Source organism: Streptomyces glaucescens (assembly GCF_000761215.1).
GTDB classification, from domain to species: Bacteria; Actinomycetota; Actinomycetes; order Streptomycetales; family Streptomycetaceae; genus Streptomyces; species Streptomyces glaucescens_B.
The window spans coordinates 2,192,955-2,208,169 of the sequence record NZ_CP009438.1; the positions used below are offsets into that span (position 1 = coordinate 2,192,955).

Genomic DNA, 15,215 nt, shown 5'->3' on the forward strand with positions numbered 1-15,215 from the left:
GCCGGACGGGATCAGTGCAGGTTCTGCACGGCGGGGTCGTCGAAGCCGACGGCGAAGACCGTGCGCAGCGACAGGGAGGTGTCGCTGTCGTAGCCCAGGCAGGCGTCACCGTCCCCCTTGGCCGGGTCGACGGCGGTGAAGTCCTCGGGGTACGAGGACTTGAGCGCGTTGCTCGGGCAGATGTGCTCGGTCAGGCCCCACAGCTCCTCGACCGGCTCCGTGCCGAGCTTGGGCCAGTAGCTCAGGGCCTGCGGGGTGCCCACCGCCCAGTTGCCGGTGGACAGGTCGTTGCTGGTGCACGCGGTCGGGGGCCGGGTGTCACCGGCCCAGGTGTGCGAGAACACGGCCGGCTTGGTGCCGCAGCCCTTGTGGAAGTCGAAGTGCAGCACGCCCTGGGCGTCGGTCCAGGTGGTGCCGCCCTGGAGGCCGCGGTAGCGGGTCGCGGCGTAGGCGTCCTGGACGACCGTCTTGCCGCCGGACAGGTTCAGCAGCCCCGGATAGGTCGCGGAGCTCGTCGGGTTCAGCTGGTAGCGCACCACCCGTCCGCCGCTCGCCTCGCCGAACCACTCGCCCGTGACCAGCTTGAACGGGGCGCCGCCGGTCTTGTCCAGGGAGAGCCACGAGTAGCACAGGGAGTCCGGGTCGGGGACGCCCTCGACGGCGTCCGCGCTGCAGCCGCCCGAGGGCGGCGGCGAGGCCTGCTTGTAGTAGTGGACCTGGGGCAGCACGTAGGGGTAGCCGCAGGCGCTGGACCTGCCGCCGCTGATGCCGTAGGTGCCGACGCCGGAGCCGTAGGTGTCGACCTTGGCGAGCTTGTTGATGTCGAAGACGCGGATGCCGCCCGCGGTGTCGGTGACGTAGAGGTAGTTGGCGTACCAGACGATCCCGCCGCCGTGACCGGTGACGAACGTGAAGTTCGAGGCGGTGGACGACGTGCTGGTGGGCTCCACGAGCAGCACGTGGCGGTACTTGCCGGTGTCCCGGTCGATGAGGCTGAGCTTGAGCAGGTTGTTCGTGCGGCAGCCGGTCCTGTCCGCCGCGGCGTCCCGCGCGTACGTCTTGTAGTGCCAGGCGACCGCCAGGGCGCGCTTGCCCTGGATGGCGCCGTCGCCCCCGTCGGCCGTGCCGGTGCTGCTCATGCCCTGGGGCCACCAGCGCCCGGTGTCGTCGTCGCCGTGGGCCGACGACCAGCACCAGGAGACCGCCCTGTCCACCGGGGGCAGCGCCTTGGTCTCGGCGCCGGCGCAGGCCCGCATGGAGCGCAGGTTCAGCCAGGGGTCGGCCGCCCCGGCAGAGTTCGTCGTCTGCTCGGTGGTGAGCACCTCGGTGAGGTCGGCGTGGTCGGTGAGGTGGTTGTTGTACAGGTTGTTCGTCGCCGCCACGTAGCTCGTGTCGGTCATCCGGAACTGGTCGCCGCTGAGCGTCAGCCTGGTCATCGTGGGCGCGTCGGCGGCCGTGGCGGACGGTGCGGTGAGACCGGAGAACAGCGCGGCCGCGGCCGCGACGAAGGCCAGCGGCCTGAGTCTGCGTGTGAGAGACACACCCACCCCTTCGGAAATGGTCTGGAACATGCCAAAGAAACGATCATAGGCCGGACCGGACGCCGCGATCCGCGTGATCCGGCGCGGCGCTTGCGGTAGGGTGCGGCGCATGCTCGCGCACTCGACCCAGAACTCGAACTGGTGGTGGACCGCTCGTCCGGCGGCCCACTGACTGCGCGTACGCAAGACTTCGCGAAGGCCGCCCGAGGGGCGGCCTTCGGTGTTCGTGAACCCGGGTCGTTCCTCCTCGCACCACTCACCGAGAAGGAAGACACGGACCATGCATCTGCCCGACCTGCTCCACGACCCCCGCCCCTTCGCCCTGCTCCGGCGCCGCACCCCCGGGCTCGACCACGACACGGTCGAACTGCTGATCGGCCCGGTGACGGAGTGCGACCGGCTCGCCGAGCTGCCCGACGAGGGCCTGGCCCTGGTGCCGTTCCGGCAGATCCGCGAGCGGGGCTTCGACGTCCGCGACGACGGCACCCCGCTGCTGGTGCTCACCCCCGAGGAGTCCCACGCCATCCCCCTCGCCGAGGCCCTCGACCGGCTGCCGGCGCACGAGGTGGCGGTGGAGGACGGCGGCTTCGACGTCGCCGACGAGGAGTACGCCGGGATCGTCGGACGGGTGCTGGAGGAGGAGATCGGGCGCGGCGAGGGCGCGAACTTCGTGATCCGGCGGAACTACCGGGGCCGGATCCCCGGGTTCGGCCGCGCCGACGCGCTGGCGCTGTTCCGGCGGCTGCTGGCCGGCGAGCGGGGCGCGTACTGGACGTTCGTGGTGCACACCGGGGAACGGACGCTGGTCGGGGCCAGCCCGGAGGTGCACGTGCGGATGAGCGGCGGCACGGTCGTCATGAACCCGATCAGCGGCACGTACCGCTACCCCGCCGGCGGGCCCACCCCCGAGCACCTGCTCTCCTTCCTCGCCGACGGCAAGGAGATCGAGGAGCTGTCGATGGTCGTCGACGAGGAGCTGAAGATGATGTGCACCGTCGGCGACATGGGCGGGGTGGTCGTCGGGCCGCGGCTGAAGGAGATGGCGCACCTCGCGCACACCGAGTACGAGCTGCGCGGGCGGTCCTCGCTGGACGCGCGGGAGGTCCTGAGGGAGACCATGTTCGCGGCGACCGTCACCGGCTCGCCCGTGCAGAACGCCTGCCGGGTCATCGAGCGGCACGAGAGCGGGGGGCGCGGCTACTACGCGGGCGCCCTCGCCCTGCTCGGCCGGGACTCCGGCGGGGCACAGACGCTGGACTCACCCATCCTGATCCGTACGGCGGACATCGACGCCGCCGGCGGGCTGCGGGTGCCGGTCGGCGCGACCCTCGTGCGCGGTTCCGACCCGGCGGGCGAGGTCGCCGAGACGCACGCCAAGGCCGCCGGGGTGCTGGCCGCGCTCGGGGTGCGGCCGTCGCGGCCGCGCGCGCAGGCCGCACGGCCGGGGCTGGCCGACGACCCGCGGGTGCGGGCCGTCCTGGACGGGCGGCGGGCCTCGCTGGCGCCGTTCTGGCTGCGGATGCAGGAGCGGTCCGCGGAGCTGGACGGGCACGCGCTGGTCGTCGACGGGGAGGACACCTTCACCGCGATGCTGGCGCACGTCCTGCGGGCCGGGGGGCTCGACGTGACCGTGCGGCGCTACGACGAGCCGGGGCTGCGGGAGGCGGTGCTCGCGCACGACGGGCCGCTGGTGCTGGGGCCCGGGCCGGGGGACCCCGGGGACGTCGACGACCCGAAGATGCGGTTCCTGCGGGGGCTCGCCGCCGAGGCCCTGCGCACCCACCGGCACGGGGTGCTCGGCGTCTGCCTCGGGCACGAGCTGATCGCGGCCGAGCTGGGGCTGGAGATCGTCCGCAAGGAGGTGCCGTACCAGGGGGCGCAGACGGAGATCGACCTGTTCGGGCGGCCGGAGACCGTCGGCTTCTACAACAGCTTCACGGCCCGCTGCGACGACGCGGCGGCGGCGGAGCTGGCGGCGCACGGGGTGGAGGTGAGCCGGGCCGCAAACGGGGAGGTGCACGCGCTGCGCGGCCCCGGCTTCGCGGGGGTGCAGTTCCATCCGGAGTCGGTGCTGACGCTGAACGGCGCGGCGGTGGTCCGGGAGCTGGTCGGTCAGCTGCGGGGCACCAGCACGTTCTCCGAGCGGCGCCCGGCCCGGTAGTCCAGCACGTTCCGCACGGTCGTGCCGACGATCTGGCCGACGGCCTCCCGCGTGTAGTACGCCTGGTGGGAGGTGACCAGGACGTTCGGGAAGGTGACGAGACGGGCCAGGATGTCGTCCGGGACGGCCTCCAGGGACTTGTCGAGGAAGAACAGGCCCGCCTCTGCCTCGTAGACGTCGAGGCCGACGCCGGTGAAGCGGCCCTCGCGCAGTTCGGCGACGAGGGCCGCGGTGTCGATCAGGCCGCCGCGGCTGGAGTTCACCAGGATCGCGTCGTCCCTCATGGACCGCAGCGCGTCCGCGTCGATCAGGTGCAGGGTCTGCGGAGTCAGCGGCACGTGCAGGGTGACCAGGTCGGACTCGGCGAGCAGTCGCTCCTTGGGGACGTACGTCATGCCGAGCCGCACGCAGGCCGGGTTCTCGGCGATGTCCCAGCCGAGCAGCCGCATGCCGAAGCCGTGCGCGATCCGTGTGAAGGCCTCGCCGATCTTGCCGGTGCCGAGCACGCCGGCGGTGCGGCCGTGCATGTCGCGGCCCATCAGCCCGTCGAGGCGGAAGTCGAAGTCACGGGTGCGGGTGGAGGCGCGGACGACACGCCGGTTGACCGCCATGGCGAGCGCCCAGGCGAACTCGGCGACCGCGTACGGCGAGTAGTACGAGACGCGGGCGATGGTCATCCCGAGCCGCTCGGCGGTGGGCAGGTCGATGTTGTTGAAGCCGGTGGAGCGCTGGGCGATCATCCGGGTGCCGCCGGCCGCGAGGATCTCCAGCACCCGCCCGGCGAGGTCGGCGTTGACGCTGCTGGAGACGATCTCGTAGCCCGCGGCGATCGGGGCGGTGTCCTCGTTGAGGAAGACGTCAAGGCAGCGGACCCGGTGATGGCCCGCGAACGCCGCCTCGATCAGGGGCTTCTCGTCGGCCTGCACACCGAACGCCAGGATCTCCACGGGGTCCCTCCGGGGGTTCGGCCGCTTCTGTCGTGGTTTCCGGTGAATATAGTTCCCCCTTCGGGCGGCACCGCGCAGGCGTTCCGCCGGTGCCGCTGGCGGTCGGCGGCCCGTGGGTGCTACTCCTCGTCGAGGCCTCGCTCTATGGCGTACCGCACCAGTTCCACCCGGTTGTGGAGCTGGAGCTTGCCGAGGGTGTTCTGTACGTGGTTCTGCACCGTGCGGTGGGAGATCACCAGTCGCTCGGCGATCTGCTTGTAGCTCAGGCCCTTGGCGACCAGGCGCAGCACCTCGGTCTCCCGCTCGGTGAGGCGGGGCGCCCCCGGCTGGTCGGTGCCGGCCGCGGGCGCGGGCTCGGAGGCCAGCCTGCGGTACTCGCCGAGGACCAGGCCCGCGAGGCCCGGGGTGAACACCGGGTCGCCGGCGGCCGTGCGGCGCACCGCGTCCAGCAGTTCCTCGGTCGACGCCGACTTCAGCAGGTAGCCGGTCGCGCCGGACTTCACCGCCTCCAGGACGTCGGCGTGCTCCCCGCTCGCGGACAGCACCAGCACGCGCAGTGCGGGATCGGCGGCGACGACCTCCTTGCAGACCTGGACGCCCGGCTTGGCGGGCAGGTTCAGGTCGAGGACCAGCACGTCGGGGGCGGCGGCCCGGGCGCGGCGCACCGCCTGCTCGCCGTCGCCCGCGGTGGCGACCACGTCGAAGCCGGACTCGGCCAGGTCGCGGGCGACGGCGTCGCGCCACATCGGGTGGTCGTCGACCACCATGACCTTGATCGTCTGCTGCTCGCTCATCGCTTCCCCCGTGCCATCGGTTCGCTCTTCGGGACCTTCAGTTCGACCTCGGTGCCCTGTCCGGGCGTGGAGACCAGCTCGGCGCTGCCGCCCAGGTCGCGCAGCCGGCCCCGGATGGACAGGGCCACACCCATCCGGCCCTCGCCCTCGGCCTGCGCCAGCCGCCCCTCGGGGATGCCCGGCCCGTCGTCGCGGACGGTGACGATCACCTCGTCGGGCTCGTCCTCGATGAGGATCCACGCGCGCGCGTGCTCCCCGGCGTGCCGCCCGACGTTGTCCAGGGCGGCGCCGACGGCCGCGGCCAGCTCCCGGGCGGCGTTCGCCGGCAGGGTGACCGGTGCGCCGGGCTCCGCGACCTGGATGCGGGCGCCCGCGTACGGCAGGAGCAGGCCGCGCAGGTCGACGGGCCCGTCGGTGCCGTCGTCGTCCGGCTCCTCCACGGCGCGCACGACCGCACCCCGGGCGGTGTCCTCGCAGACCCGGGAGACGGGGACGAGCCCGCCGGAGACCAGGGTGCGCAGCGCCACCTCCTGCTCGCCGGCCAGCCGGCCCAGCTCGGCCGCCTCGCCGCCGAGCGCGGCACCGCGGCGCTTCACCATGGCCAGCACCTGGAGCACGCTGTCGTGGATGTCCCGGGCGAGCCGCTCCCGCTCACGGGTCGCGGCCTCGATCTCCAGGGCGCGGGCGAGGGTGCGCTCGGAGGCGCGGGCGACCTCGACGACGTAGCCGATGGCGATGGAGGCGATCCAGACCAGGATCACGTTGTGGACGGTGTCGCGGGCCGGCGCGCCGCGTTCGATCAGGTTGGCGACGGCGACCGCGGTGGAGGCGAAGGCCGCCCACCGCCAGCCGCCCTTGACGGCGAAGGCCAGGACGGATCCGGCGGTCCATATCGACGGCAGGGTGGGGCCGCCCTCGACGATCCGCTCGTGGGCGTCGGCCGCGATGGTGAGCAGGATGCCGGTGACGGCGATGGTGAGGTCGACGGCGAGGAAGCGCTTGGTGCAGGCGGCCTCGTTCGCGACCCTGGGCAGGGTCGCCAGGGTCCACCCGGCCAGGACCGCGAAGTAGCCGATCGCGATCCAGGGGCGCGGGAACTCGCCGTAGGCGGTGCAGAACAGACCGACCGCGTACAGCATGCCCAGCACCCGGAACCCGGCGAGCGCACGCCACAGCGGCTGCTCCACCGACATCCTCATGACTCTCTCGCGCCTGGCCATGTCCCCACCCCCCGCCCCGGAGCCGCGTCCGGGGCCCGGACCGTCACCGGTCCGACTGGTCCCGGTGTGCCTTCTCCTTGTCGGCCTGGTCCTTCTCGGCCTGGGCGAGCGCGGCCCTGGCCGCCTTCGCCGCCTCCTTCTCGGCCTTGGCCGCCTCCGCGATCTGCCGCTTGGCGGCGGTCGCGTACATGTCGACGTACTCCTGCCCGGAGAGCTTCATGATCTCGTACATGACCTCGTCGGTCACCGCGCGGAGCACGAAGCGGTCGTGCTCCATGCCCTGGTAGCGGCTGAAGTCGAGGGGCTTGCCGATGCGGATGCCGGGCCGCATGACCTTGGGGACGACCTTGCCGGGCGGCTGGATCTTCTCCGTGTCGATCATGGCGACCGGGATGACGGGCGCGCCGGTGGCGAGCGCCACGCGCGCGAGGCCGCCGGGCTTGCCCCGGTAGAGCCGGCCGTCGGGCGAGCGGGTGCCCTCGGGGTAGATGCCGAACAGCTCCCCGCGCTCGATCACCTCGATGCCGCTCTTGACGGCCGCCTCGCCCGCGCCGCGGGCGCCGGAGCGGTCCACGGGGAGCTGGCCGACGCCCTTGAAGAACGCGGCGGTCAGCCGGCCCTTCACCCCGGGGGTGGTGAAGTACTCGGCCTTCGCGATGAAGGTGACCTTCCGGTCGAGCACCGCGGGCAGGAAGAACGAGTCCGAGAAGGACAGGTGATTGCTCGCGAGGATCGCGGGGCCCTCGGCGGGAACGTTCTCCAGGCCCTCCACCCAGGGCCTGAAGACGAGCTTCAGCGAACCCCCGACGGTGACCTTCATCGCGCCGTACAACAACCGAGTGCCTCCTGTGTCTGTGGATCAGACCTTAACCCGGAGGCCGGACCGGGCACGCCCCGAGTGCCCGACGGCCCTGGTCGGTGTCAGTGCGGTCGCGTACGGTGAAGCAACACCCGCACTCTGCTTCACGCCCGTTCCGACGCAACCCCTGAGATGAACAGGAGACCGAAGGTGCCGGTCCTCCCCGGAGCCGAGCCGTACCGCCACGAGGGCGGAGAGGTCGGCGTCCTGCTCTGCCACGGCTTCACCGGTTCCCCGCAGTCGCTGCGCCCCTGGGCGGAGTACCTGGCCGGGCACGGCCTGACCGTCTCCCTGCCGCTGCTCCCCGGGCACGGCACCCGCTGGGAGGACATGCAGCTCACCGGCTGGCAGGACTGGTACGCCGAGGTGGACCGCGAGCTGCACGCCCTGCGCGCGCGCTGCGCGCGCGTGTTCGTGGCCGGACTGTCCATGGGCGGCGCCCTCGCCCTGCGGCTCGCGGCCCGGCACGGGGACGCGATCGGCGGCGTGGTCGTCGTCAACCCGGCGAACAAGGTGCACGGCCTGTCCGCGTACGCCCTGCCGGTCGCCCGCCACCTGGTCCGCACGACCCGGGGCATCGCCAGCGACATCGCCCGGCCGGGCGGCGTGGAGGTCGGCTACGACCGGGTGCCGCTGCACGCCGCGCACTCCCTGCGGTCCTTCTTCCGGGTCGTCGACCGGGAGCTGCCGCAGGTCACCCAGCCGCTGCTGCTGCTGCGCAGCCCGCAGGACCACGTGGTGCCGCCCGCCGACTCGGCCCGGGTGCTCAGCCGGGTCTCGTCCACCGATGTGACCGAGGTGCTGCTGGAACAGAGCTACCACGTGGCGACGTTGGACCATGACGCGGACCGGATCTTCGAGGAAAGCCTGGCGTTCGTCGGCCGGCTCGCACCCGGTGTCGGCGTCGGCAACGAAGGGACGGCCGCAGGTGGCTGAGCAAGGCTCGGACCGCGAGGACCGCGAGGAACGCGAGGACCGCGAGGGCCGCGAGCGCGCGGAGGCACGGCAGGGCGGCGCGGGCCGCCCCGGCGGCGACGGCGGGGAACAGCCGGTGCCGTTCGACGAGGAGGCCGCCTGGGCCGCGATCGTCGCCGGGTACGGCGAGGAGCCGCCGGACCCGCCGGGCGCCAAGCCGTTCAAGTCGGTGGAGGACCTGGCCCTGCTGGAGACCGGGACGAACGACGGCGAGGGGGGCGAGGCTCCGCGGAACGAGCCGCCGAGGAAGGACCCGCCGAAGAAGGAGACACCGAAGCCGCTGGGCAGCTCCGTCTCCTTCGCCCCCGGCGTCGGCACCGGCCCGCGCGACTACACGGTGTCCGAGCCGGCCGAGGAGGACTTCGACGACGGCGACGAGGGCCACTTCGTGCCGCCGGAGCCGCCCCCGCTGCCCGCCGCCGACGCCACCGCGAAGTTCGCCTGGCTCGCCGTGATCGGCGGCCCGGTGCTGCTCCTGCTGGCGGTCCTGCTGGGCTGGGACATGACCTGGTGGCTCACCACCCTCGGCATCGGCGGCTTCGTGGGCGGCTTCGCCACCTTGGTGATGCGGATGCGCACGGACGACGAGGAGGACGACGACCCCGGCCGCGGCGCCGTCGTCTGACCCCCGGCCACGGGCACCCCGGGTGCGGCGGGTGAACCCTCGGGCGTCCTGGGGGCGGCCTCCGGCCCGTGGCCGCCCCGGGAGCGGTCCTCGGTCGGCGGGCGTCCTGAGGGCGATCGCCGGTCCGCGGGTTCCCTGAGGGCCGCCCTCCACTCGCGGGCGAACCCGGGGCGGTCCTCAGCCCGCGGGCACCCTGAGGACGGCGGTCCTCGGTCCGCGGGTTCCCTGAGGGCCGCCCTGCACTCGCGTGCGAGCTGAGGCCCGTCCTCAGCCCGCGGGCACCCTGAGGACGGCGGTCCTCGGTCCGCGGGTTCCCTCAGGGCCACCCTCCGCTCGCGCGCGAACCCGGGGCGGTCCTCAGCCCGCGGGCACCCTGAGGACGGCGAGGACCGGCAGGTGGTCGGTGGCCGCCCTCAGATCGTCCGCCGAGACGCCCGGGTGACCGAGCGGCACGCCGCAGCCCAGCACCTCGACGCCCTTGGTCGCGAAGACGGCGTCGATCCGCTGGTGCGGGCCGGCCGGCGTGGAGGTGAACTCGCCGCCCCAGGGCGCGGTCGCCCAGCAGTCCTGGAGACCGGCGGCCAGCCGCCGGAAGGCCCGGTCGTCGGGCCGCTCGTTGATGTCGCCGCCCACCACCCCGTGCTCCACGCCCATTCCCGCGAGCCGGTCGAGGACCATGCCGGCCTGCTCGTACCGCTCGTCCTTCTGCAGGCTGAGGTGGCAGCTCACCACGCCCAGCCGGGCGCCTCCGAAGCGCACCACGGCGGTCGCGAGACCGCGCCGGTGCAGTCCCGGGGTGAGCGGCAGCAGCACGTCCTCGGTGCGCTCCACCGTGGCCCGCAGGGAGCAGAGCAGGGCGGGCCCGGCGGCCGTACCGCCACCGGAGAGGACCACCAGGCCGGCGGCGCCGGCGAGCCGGGCCAGCTTCTTGCGCCAGCGGAAGAAGCGGGGGGCCTCCTGCACGAGCACGAGGTCCGGGGCGCAGGCGGAGATCACCCGGGCGAGGGCGCCGGTGTCGTCCCGCAGGGACCTGACGTTGTAACTGAGCACGCGCACGACGGCGGAACCGTCGGCTTCGGTCGTGGAGTTGGGCAGCGGGGGCGGCGTCGTCTCCATGCGGATCAAGATACGCCCGTGCCCGCCGCCCACGAGGGGAACGACGGGCACCGTGCGCGTGCGGGTGTCACATGATCGGGTCGGGCTCCCGGGCCAGGTCGGCCGCGCCGACGAGGCCCGCCTTGTTGCCGAGCTGGGCGGCGATCACATCGGCGACCGGGCGCCAGTTGCCGCCCACCAGCCAGCGCTTGTACGACTTGCGGATCGGGTCCAGGACCAGCTCGCCCTCGTCCGACAGGCCGCCGCCGACGATGAACGCGGACGGGTCGAACAGCGAGGCCAGGTCGGCGAGGCCGGCACCCGCCCAGCGGGCCAGCTCGCGGTAGGAGTCCACGGCGACCGGGTCGCCCTGGCGGGCGGCCATGGAGATGTGCTTGCCCTCGATGCCGTCGGGGGTGCCGTCGCCGAGCCCGAGCAGCACCTCGGCGCGCTCCGGGGTGGCGTTGGCGCGCTGCTTGGCGTACCGGACCAGGGCGCGGCCGGAGGCGTACTGCTCCCAGCAGCCCTGCGAGCCGCAGCCGCACAGCAGCCCGTCCGGCACCATCCGGATGTGGCCGAACTCGGCGGCCACGCCGAAGTGGCCGCGGCGCAGCTTGTTGCCGATGATGATGCCGCCGCCGAGGCCGGTGCCGAGCGTGATGCAGATGACGTTGCGGTGGCCCTTGCCGGCGCCGAACTTGTACTCGCCCCAGGCGGCCGCGTTGGCGTCGTTCTCCACGACGACGGGAAGGCCCACGCGGGCCTCGACCTTCTCCTTCAGCGGCTCGTTGCGCCAGTCGATGTTGGGCGCGAAGTAGACCTCGGAGCGCTGGCGGTTGACGTAGCCGGCGGCGCCGATGCCCACGCCGACGATGTCGTGGCCGGCGCGCGCACCCTCCACCGCCGAGGCGATCGCGTCCACGATGCCCTCGGGCGTGCCCGGGGTCGGCACCTTGTGGGTCGAGAGGATGTTGCCTTCCTCGTCGACCACGCCGGCCGCGATCTTCGTGCCGCCGATGTCGACGCCGATGGTGAGTCCCATGAATCCCTCAGTTTCGGTCGAGCCCCGCTACGGCCAACCGTACCCGAGGGGCCTGCCGTCAGGTTCCCGTCGTCCGCCCGCTGGGCAGGAGGGGAAGCCGGCGGGGGAACCCGCGGAGCGGGTCAGTCGAGGTCGATGCGCTGCCCCGGCCCGGTGCCCTCGCCCGGATCGCGGCGGGGGTCGGAGGGATCACCCGGCTCCTTCGGCCCGCCGGTCCCCCGGGCCCCGGCCGTGCCGCCGGTCCAGCGGTTCTCCTGGGCCTGGACCGCGGAGCGGTAGGCGGCGAGGAGTTCCTGGCCGGCGGCGGCCAGGTGGTCGAAGACGTCCGGGTTGCGCTCGATGACCGGTTCGACGGCCGCCTTGGCCTGCTCGACGACCTGCTGCACCACCTGCTGCGCGGCGGGGCCGGCGACCGCCCCGAGCAGCGGGGACTGGAGTCCGGCCAGCTTGTCGAGGGCGGTGTCGACGAACTTGCGCAGTTCCTCGGCGGCGGAGCCGGGCGGCGGCTGCTCCCGCCCGCCGCGGCGCCGGGCCCGCTCCGCCTCCAGGTCCTCGGCGCAGGCGGTCGCCCAGGCGTCCGGGTCGCCCGGCGGACGAGTCTCGTCGGCCGCCTGCTCGTGAGCCGCGTCGTGGGTGGGGCGCTCTTCGCTCATGGCGGCCTCCTGACTGCGTTTCGTCCCTCCGACGTTACCCGAACGGACCCGGCCGCTTCACCGGCCGTGCGGCCACAGCCGGGGGTCCGGGGCGAACCGGACGCGCAGTTCGCCCTCGCGCAGGCCCGCGCCGTCGACGGTGCAGCGGCGCAGCGCGGACGGCAGCGGAACGATACGGCGGAACGGACCGGCGGTGAGGACGAGTTCGTCGCCGCGGCGGATCAGGTCGAGGTCGTCGCGGACGGCGCCGGGCAGCGGGATGTGCCAGACGAGGACGCCGTCCTCGGCGAGACGGTCGGTGACGGGCCACTCGACGGTGGTGGTGCCGGACGTGACGGCCGGCACCGGAAGGGCGGCGAGATCGTCCGCCCCGCGCGGGTCGCGGCCGAGGTGCGGCACGGGGTGGACGTCGTACGCCTGGTCCCACTCCGCCAGGACCTTGCGCTGCTGGGCGAGCGGCCCGGCCAGCCAGCCGTCGGCCTCGCCGCCCGGTTCCGGGAACGCCCGGTTCGCGAGCAGCGCCTCCGGGCGGTGGCCGCGCAGGGCGAGGCCGAGCGTGGCGTGCCGGACGGCGTCGGCGCCGGCCGGGGTGGGGGCGGCGACCAGGCGGACGCGGGTGGCGCGGTCGGCGAGGACGGCCTCGACGGCGGCCAGTTCGACGTCCCAGCGGGCGGCGGTCTCGTACAGCCACTCCGCGGGCATCGGCACCCCGGCCAGCCGGCCGAGGACGGGGCGCAGGGCGCGGGCCGCCTGCCGTTCGGGCGGCAGGAGGCGGCGCAGGTAGCGGCGCAGTTCCCCGGGGAGCGCGAGGAGGGCGAGGGCCTGGGGGGTGGGCGGGAGGTCGACGACGATCAGGTCGTGGGCCTCGGAGAGGGCGGCGTCGCGCAGGGCGCGCAGGACGGACAGTTCCTCCGCGCCGGGGAGCGGGGTGACTTCCTCGGCGTCCAGGCGGGCGGCGCCGAGGAGGTCGAGGACGGCGGAGGCCCGGTCCTGGAAGGCGGCGAGGTCGTCCCGGAAGGCGGCGGTCGCGTCGGGGCGCCACGCGGTGAGGGTGGGGGTGATGCGCACCGGGCGGGGGCCCGTGGGGGTGCCGAGGGCCGCGCCGAGGGTGTCGGTGCGGTCGGTGCCGAGCACGAGGGTGCGGGTGCCCTCGTCGGCGGCGCCGAGCGCGGTGGCGGCGGCGAGGGTGGTGCGGCCGGCGCCGCTCTGGCCGGTGATCAGGAGGGTGCGCATGGGGGTGAACGGTACAGAAGCGCACGTGGCGGCGCGGTTGCCCGGCACGCGCCCGGGGCGGGCGGGCTGGGGTCGCGCGGGTCTCCCTCCCCGGGGCCCGGCGGGGCGTGCAGGCTCCCACGGGCGGGCGGAGCGAGGGGGCGCGGGCGCTCGCGTGGGCGGGCGGGGCACGGTCACGCGGTCGCGCGGGTTTCCCGCGGCCCGGCGGGGCGGGGGCGTGCTGCGTGCAGGCGGGGCGCGGGCGCTCGCGTGGGCGGGCGGGGCGGTCGCGCGGTCGTGCGGGTCTCCCGCGGCCCGGTGGGCGGGAGCGTGCGGGCGTGCCACGGGCGGGCGGGCGGGGCGGGAGCGTACGGGCGTGCTGCGGGCCGGTGGGGGTGGCGCGCAGGTGGTCGCGCGGCCCGGTGGGGCTGCTGCCCCGGGCGGGCTGCGTGGGGCCGGCTGCCCGCGGGGGGTGGCCGGTCACGCAGTTGGGACGCGCCTCGGCCCGTACGGCCGGCGGGTCCGCGGGGCCGCCCCGGCTCCGGGCGGCACCGCCGGGCTAGCGCGCCCCCGACTCCACCCGCTTCTTCAGCCCGGCCAGGGCCCGGTCGATGATGACCTTCTCGGCCTTGCGCTTGATCATGCCGAGCATGGGGATCTTGACGTCGACGGTGAGCTGGTAGGTCACCTCGGTCGTGGTCCCGTCGCCCAGGGGCTTCAGCAGGTAGGAGCCGTCGAGGGAGCGCAGCATCTGGGACTTCACCAGCGTCCAGGAGACCTCGTGCTCGCCGGTCCAGGTGTAGGCGAGGGTCTGGTCGTCCTTGATCGCGCCCGCGTCCATGACCAGCCGGACCTGCTCGGCACGGCCCTGCCCGTCGGCCTTGAGGACCTCCGCCTCCTTCACCTCACCGGTCCAGTCCGGGTAGCGGGCGAAGTCGGCGATGACCGCCATGACGTCGGCCGGTGCCGCCTCGATCGTGGTGCTCGAGCTGGTGTGTTCCGCCATCGCCGTGGCTCCTCCAGATGCGGGCCGTACTGAGGATGTGTGCGCACGTGGGTGCAGCGTGAAGGCTACCGCGCGGCGCCCGGCCCGACGTCAACCGTGTCCGCCCCACCAGCGCCGACCGGGAGCCGCGCGGTGCCGCCGCTCACCACTCCAGCACCCAGGGCCGCCCGGTGGCCGCGAAGTGCCCCACGTTGACGCACTCGGTGGGCCCGATCCGCATCCGCTGGACCAGCGGCTGGTGGACGTGGCCGAAGAGGGCGTAGCGCGGCCTGGTGCGCCGGATCGCCTCCAGCAGGGCGGTGCTGCCGCGTTCGAAACGGCGGGCGACGGTGTCGTAGACGAGGTCGGGCACCTCCGGCGGGATGTGGGTGCACAGCACGTCCACCTCGCCGATCGCCTCGATCTTCGCCGCGTACTCCTCGTCGCTGATCTCGAAGGGGGTGCGCATCTCGGTGCGCAGGCCGCCGCCGACGAAGCCGAACGTCCGGCCGCCGATCTCGACGCGTTCGCCGTCGAGGACGGTGACCCCGGGTCCGGCGTACTCCTTCCACAGGCCCGGCATGTCGACGTTGCCGTAGGTGGCGTAGGTCGGGGCGGGGAACGCGGCGAACAGCTCGGTGTACTGCGCCCGCACGGCCGCCTCGACGACCTTCGCCCGGTCCCCGTCGATCCCGGACCACAGCCGCGAACCCAGCTCACGGGCCTCGTCGAAGCGGCGCTCGGTGCGCAGGTCGATGAGCCGGCGGGCGTTCTCCTCGCCGAAGAGGTCGGGGAAGATGCCGCGCGCGGGGTCGGCGTAGTCGAGGAAGAGGATCAGGTCACCGAGGCAGACCAGGGCGTCGGCGCCCTCGCCGGCCCGGGCGAGGTCCCGTGCGTTGCCGTGCACATCGCTGACCACATGAATGCGCGTCCTGCGGTTTCCGACCGGTGTGGGTGACATGGCGAGCAAGCGTAGGCGCGTGCGGCAAACGTGAACAGTAGCGGCCGGACCTGCGATTACTCGCCAGTCGGGAAAGCGGTGGACTACTGTGCGCGAAGCAGCAGTAATCCGTGTGACGCAGCGAACATCTCGCCGGGACCCCCTG

15 protein-coding genes are annotated in these 15,215 nt (G+C 74.0%); 4 read left to right on the forward strand and 11 right to left on the reverse strand.

Annotated features, from left to right (window positions below; translation table 11 throughout):
- Positions 1-11: 11 nt before the first annotated feature.
- Positions 12-1,541, reverse strand: coding sequence for a hypothetical protein (locus SGLAU_RS35900; protein ID WP_244315190.1), 1,530 nt, complete (start codon positions 1,539-1,541; stop codon positions 12-14).
- Positions 1,542-1,650: 109 nt separating this feature from the next.
- On the opposite strand from SGLAU_RS35900, the gene SGLAU_RS36925 reads away from it, so the two are divergent.
- Positions 1,651-1,713 carry a trp operon leader peptide gene (locus SGLAU_RS36925; RefSeq protein ID WP_366460314.1) on the forward strand — a complete coding sequence of 21 codons (63 nt, stop codon included), beginning with the start codon at positions 1,651-1,653 and terminating at the stop codon, positions 1,711-1,713.
- A 108-nt stretch (positions 1,714-1,821) separates the two neighbouring features.
- Complete coding sequence (locus tag SGLAU_RS09530) at positions 1,822-3,702, forward strand: anthranilate synthase family protein (protein ID WP_043500115.1); 1,881 nt, start codon at positions 1,822-1,824, stop codon at positions 3,700-3,702.
- Here SGLAU_RS09530 and SGLAU_RS09535 read toward each other — a convergent pair.
- The 4 genes from SGLAU_RS09535 to SGLAU_RS09550 form a co-directional block, all read right to left on the reverse strand.
- On the reverse strand, positions 3,654-4,649 hold the full coding sequence (locus SGLAU_RS09535) for a 2-hydroxyacid dehydrogenase (RefSeq protein ID WP_043500117.1): 996 nt from the start codon (positions 4,647-4,649) through the stop codon (positions 3,654-3,656). The two genes, SGLAU_RS09530 and SGLAU_RS09535, sit on opposite strands and share 49 nt — an antisense overlap.
- A 119-nt stretch (positions 4,650-4,768) precedes the next feature.
- Positions 4,769-5,443: a response regulator gene (locus tag SGLAU_RS09540; RefSeq protein WP_043500118.1), complete on the reverse strand. Its 675-nt coding sequence runs from the start codon at positions 5,441-5,443 to the stop codon at positions 4,769-4,771.
- Entirely contained in the window at positions 5,440-6,663 is a 1,224-nt protein-coding gene (macS, locus tag SGLAU_RS09545; protein ID WP_043500120.1) for a MacS family sensor histidine kinase, read from the reverse strand. Before macS ends, SGLAU_RS09540 begins: the two co-directional genes overlap by 4 nt.
- A 43-nt stretch (positions 6,664-6,706) precedes the next feature.
- On the reverse strand, positions 6,707-7,483 hold the full coding sequence (locus SGLAU_RS09550) for a lysophospholipid acyltransferase family protein (RefSeq protein ID WP_043506440.1): 777 nt from the start codon (positions 7,481-7,483) through the stop codon (positions 6,707-6,709).
- 189 nt (positions 7,484-7,672) lie between these two features.
- Here SGLAU_RS09550 and SGLAU_RS09555 point away from each other — a divergent pair, with 189 nt between their 5' ends.
- Positions 7,673-8,458, forward strand: coding sequence for an alpha/beta hydrolase (locus tag SGLAU_RS09555; RefSeq protein WP_043500122.1), 786 nt, complete (start codon positions 7,673-7,675; stop codon positions 8,456-8,458).
- A complete protein-coding gene (locus SGLAU_RS09560) occupies positions 8,451-9,122 on the forward strand; it encodes a hypothetical protein (RefSeq protein WP_043500123.1) in 672 nt (223 codons plus the stop codon). Before SGLAU_RS09555 ends, SGLAU_RS09560 begins: the two co-directional genes overlap by 8 nt.
- Positions 9,123-9,479: 357 nt before the next feature.
- On the opposite strand, the gene SGLAU_RS09565 is transcribed toward SGLAU_RS09560, so the two are convergent.
- The 6 genes from SGLAU_RS09565 to SGLAU_RS09590 all read right to left on the reverse strand — a co-directional run bounded on the left by SGLAU_RS09565 (position 9,480) and on the right by SGLAU_RS09590 (position 15,070).
- Positions 9,480-10,238, reverse strand: coding sequence for an endonuclease/exonuclease/phosphatase family protein (locus SGLAU_RS09565; RefSeq protein ID WP_043500126.1), 759 nt, complete (start codon positions 10,236-10,238; stop codon positions 9,480-9,482).
- Positions 10,239-10,305: 67 nt separating this feature from the next.
- Positions 10,306-11,259, reverse strand: coding sequence for an ROK family glucokinase (locus SGLAU_RS09570; RefSeq protein ID WP_043500127.1), 954 nt, complete (start codon positions 11,257-11,259; stop codon positions 10,306-10,308).
- Between the two features lie 122 nt (positions 11,260-11,381).
- The gene (locus SGLAU_RS09575; RefSeq protein WP_043500128.1) at positions 11,382-11,912 is read right to left on the reverse strand and encodes a DUF5304 domain-containing protein; all 531 of its coding nucleotides are present in this window, start codon (positions 11,910-11,912) and stop codon (positions 11,382-11,384) included.
- Positions 11,913-11,969: 57 nt separating this feature from the next.
- On the reverse strand, positions 11,970-13,145 hold the full coding sequence (locus SGLAU_RS09580; protein WP_043500129.1) for an ArsA family ATPase: 1,176 nt from the start codon (positions 13,143-13,145) through the stop codon (positions 11,970-11,972).
- 538 nt (positions 13,146-13,683) lie between these two features.
- The gene (locus SGLAU_RS09585; RefSeq protein ID WP_043500130.1) at positions 13,684-14,130 is read right to left on the reverse strand and encodes an SRPBCC family protein; all 447 of its coding nucleotides are present in this window, start codon (positions 14,128-14,130) and stop codon (positions 13,684-13,686) included.
- Between the two features lie 142 nt (positions 14,131-14,272).
- Positions 14,273-15,070 (reverse strand): metallophosphoesterase family protein, encoded by a 798-nt coding sequence (locus tag SGLAU_RS09590; protein ID WP_078957653.1) that lies wholly within the window; start codon positions 15,068-15,070, stop codon positions 14,273-14,275.
- Between the last annotated feature and the right edge of the window lie 145 nt (positions 15,071-15,215).

Excerpts from the sequence above, each read along its gene's own strand:
- SGLAU_RS09530 (WP_043500115.1), top strand. The coding sequence starts at position 1,822 with ATGCATCTGCCCGACCTGCTCCACGACCCCCGCCCCTTCGCCCTGCTC.
- SGLAU_RS09540 (WP_043500118.1), bottom strand. The coding sequence starts at position 5,443 with ATGAGCGAGCAGCAGACGATCAAGGTCATGGTGGTCGACGACCACCCG.
- macS (WP_043500120.1), bottom strand. The coding sequence starts at position 6,663 with ATGGCCAGGCGCGAGAGAGTCATGAGGATGTCGGTGGAGCAGCCGCTG.
- SGLAU_RS09550 (WP_043506440.1), bottom strand. The coding sequence starts at position 7,483 with ATGAAGGTCACCGTCGGGGGTTCGCTGAAGCTCGTCTTCAGGCCCTGG.
- SGLAU_RS09565 (WP_043500126.1), bottom strand. The coding sequence starts at position 10,238 with ATGGAGACGACGCCGCCCCCGCTGCCCAACTCCACGACCGAAGCCGAC.
- SGLAU_RS09570 (WP_043500127.1), bottom strand. The coding sequence starts at position 11,259 with ATGGGACTCACCATCGGCGTCGACATCGGCGGCACGAAGATCGCGGCC.
- SGLAU_RS09575 (WP_043500128.1), bottom strand. The coding sequence starts at position 11,912 with ATGAGCGAAGAGCGCCCCACCCACGACGCGGCTCACGAGCAGGCGGCC.
- SGLAU_RS09580 (WP_043500129.1), bottom strand. The coding sequence starts at position 13,145 with ATGCGCACCCTCCTGATCACCGGCCAGAGCGGCGCCGGCCGCACCACC.
- SGLAU_RS09585 (WP_043500130.1), bottom strand. The coding sequence starts at position 14,130 with ATGGCGGAACACACCAGCTCGAGCACCACGATCGAGGCGGCACCGGCC.
- SGLAU_RS09590 (WP_078957653.1), bottom strand. The coding sequence starts at position 15,070 with ATGTCACCCACACCGGTCGGAAACCGCAGGACGCGCATTCATGTGGTC.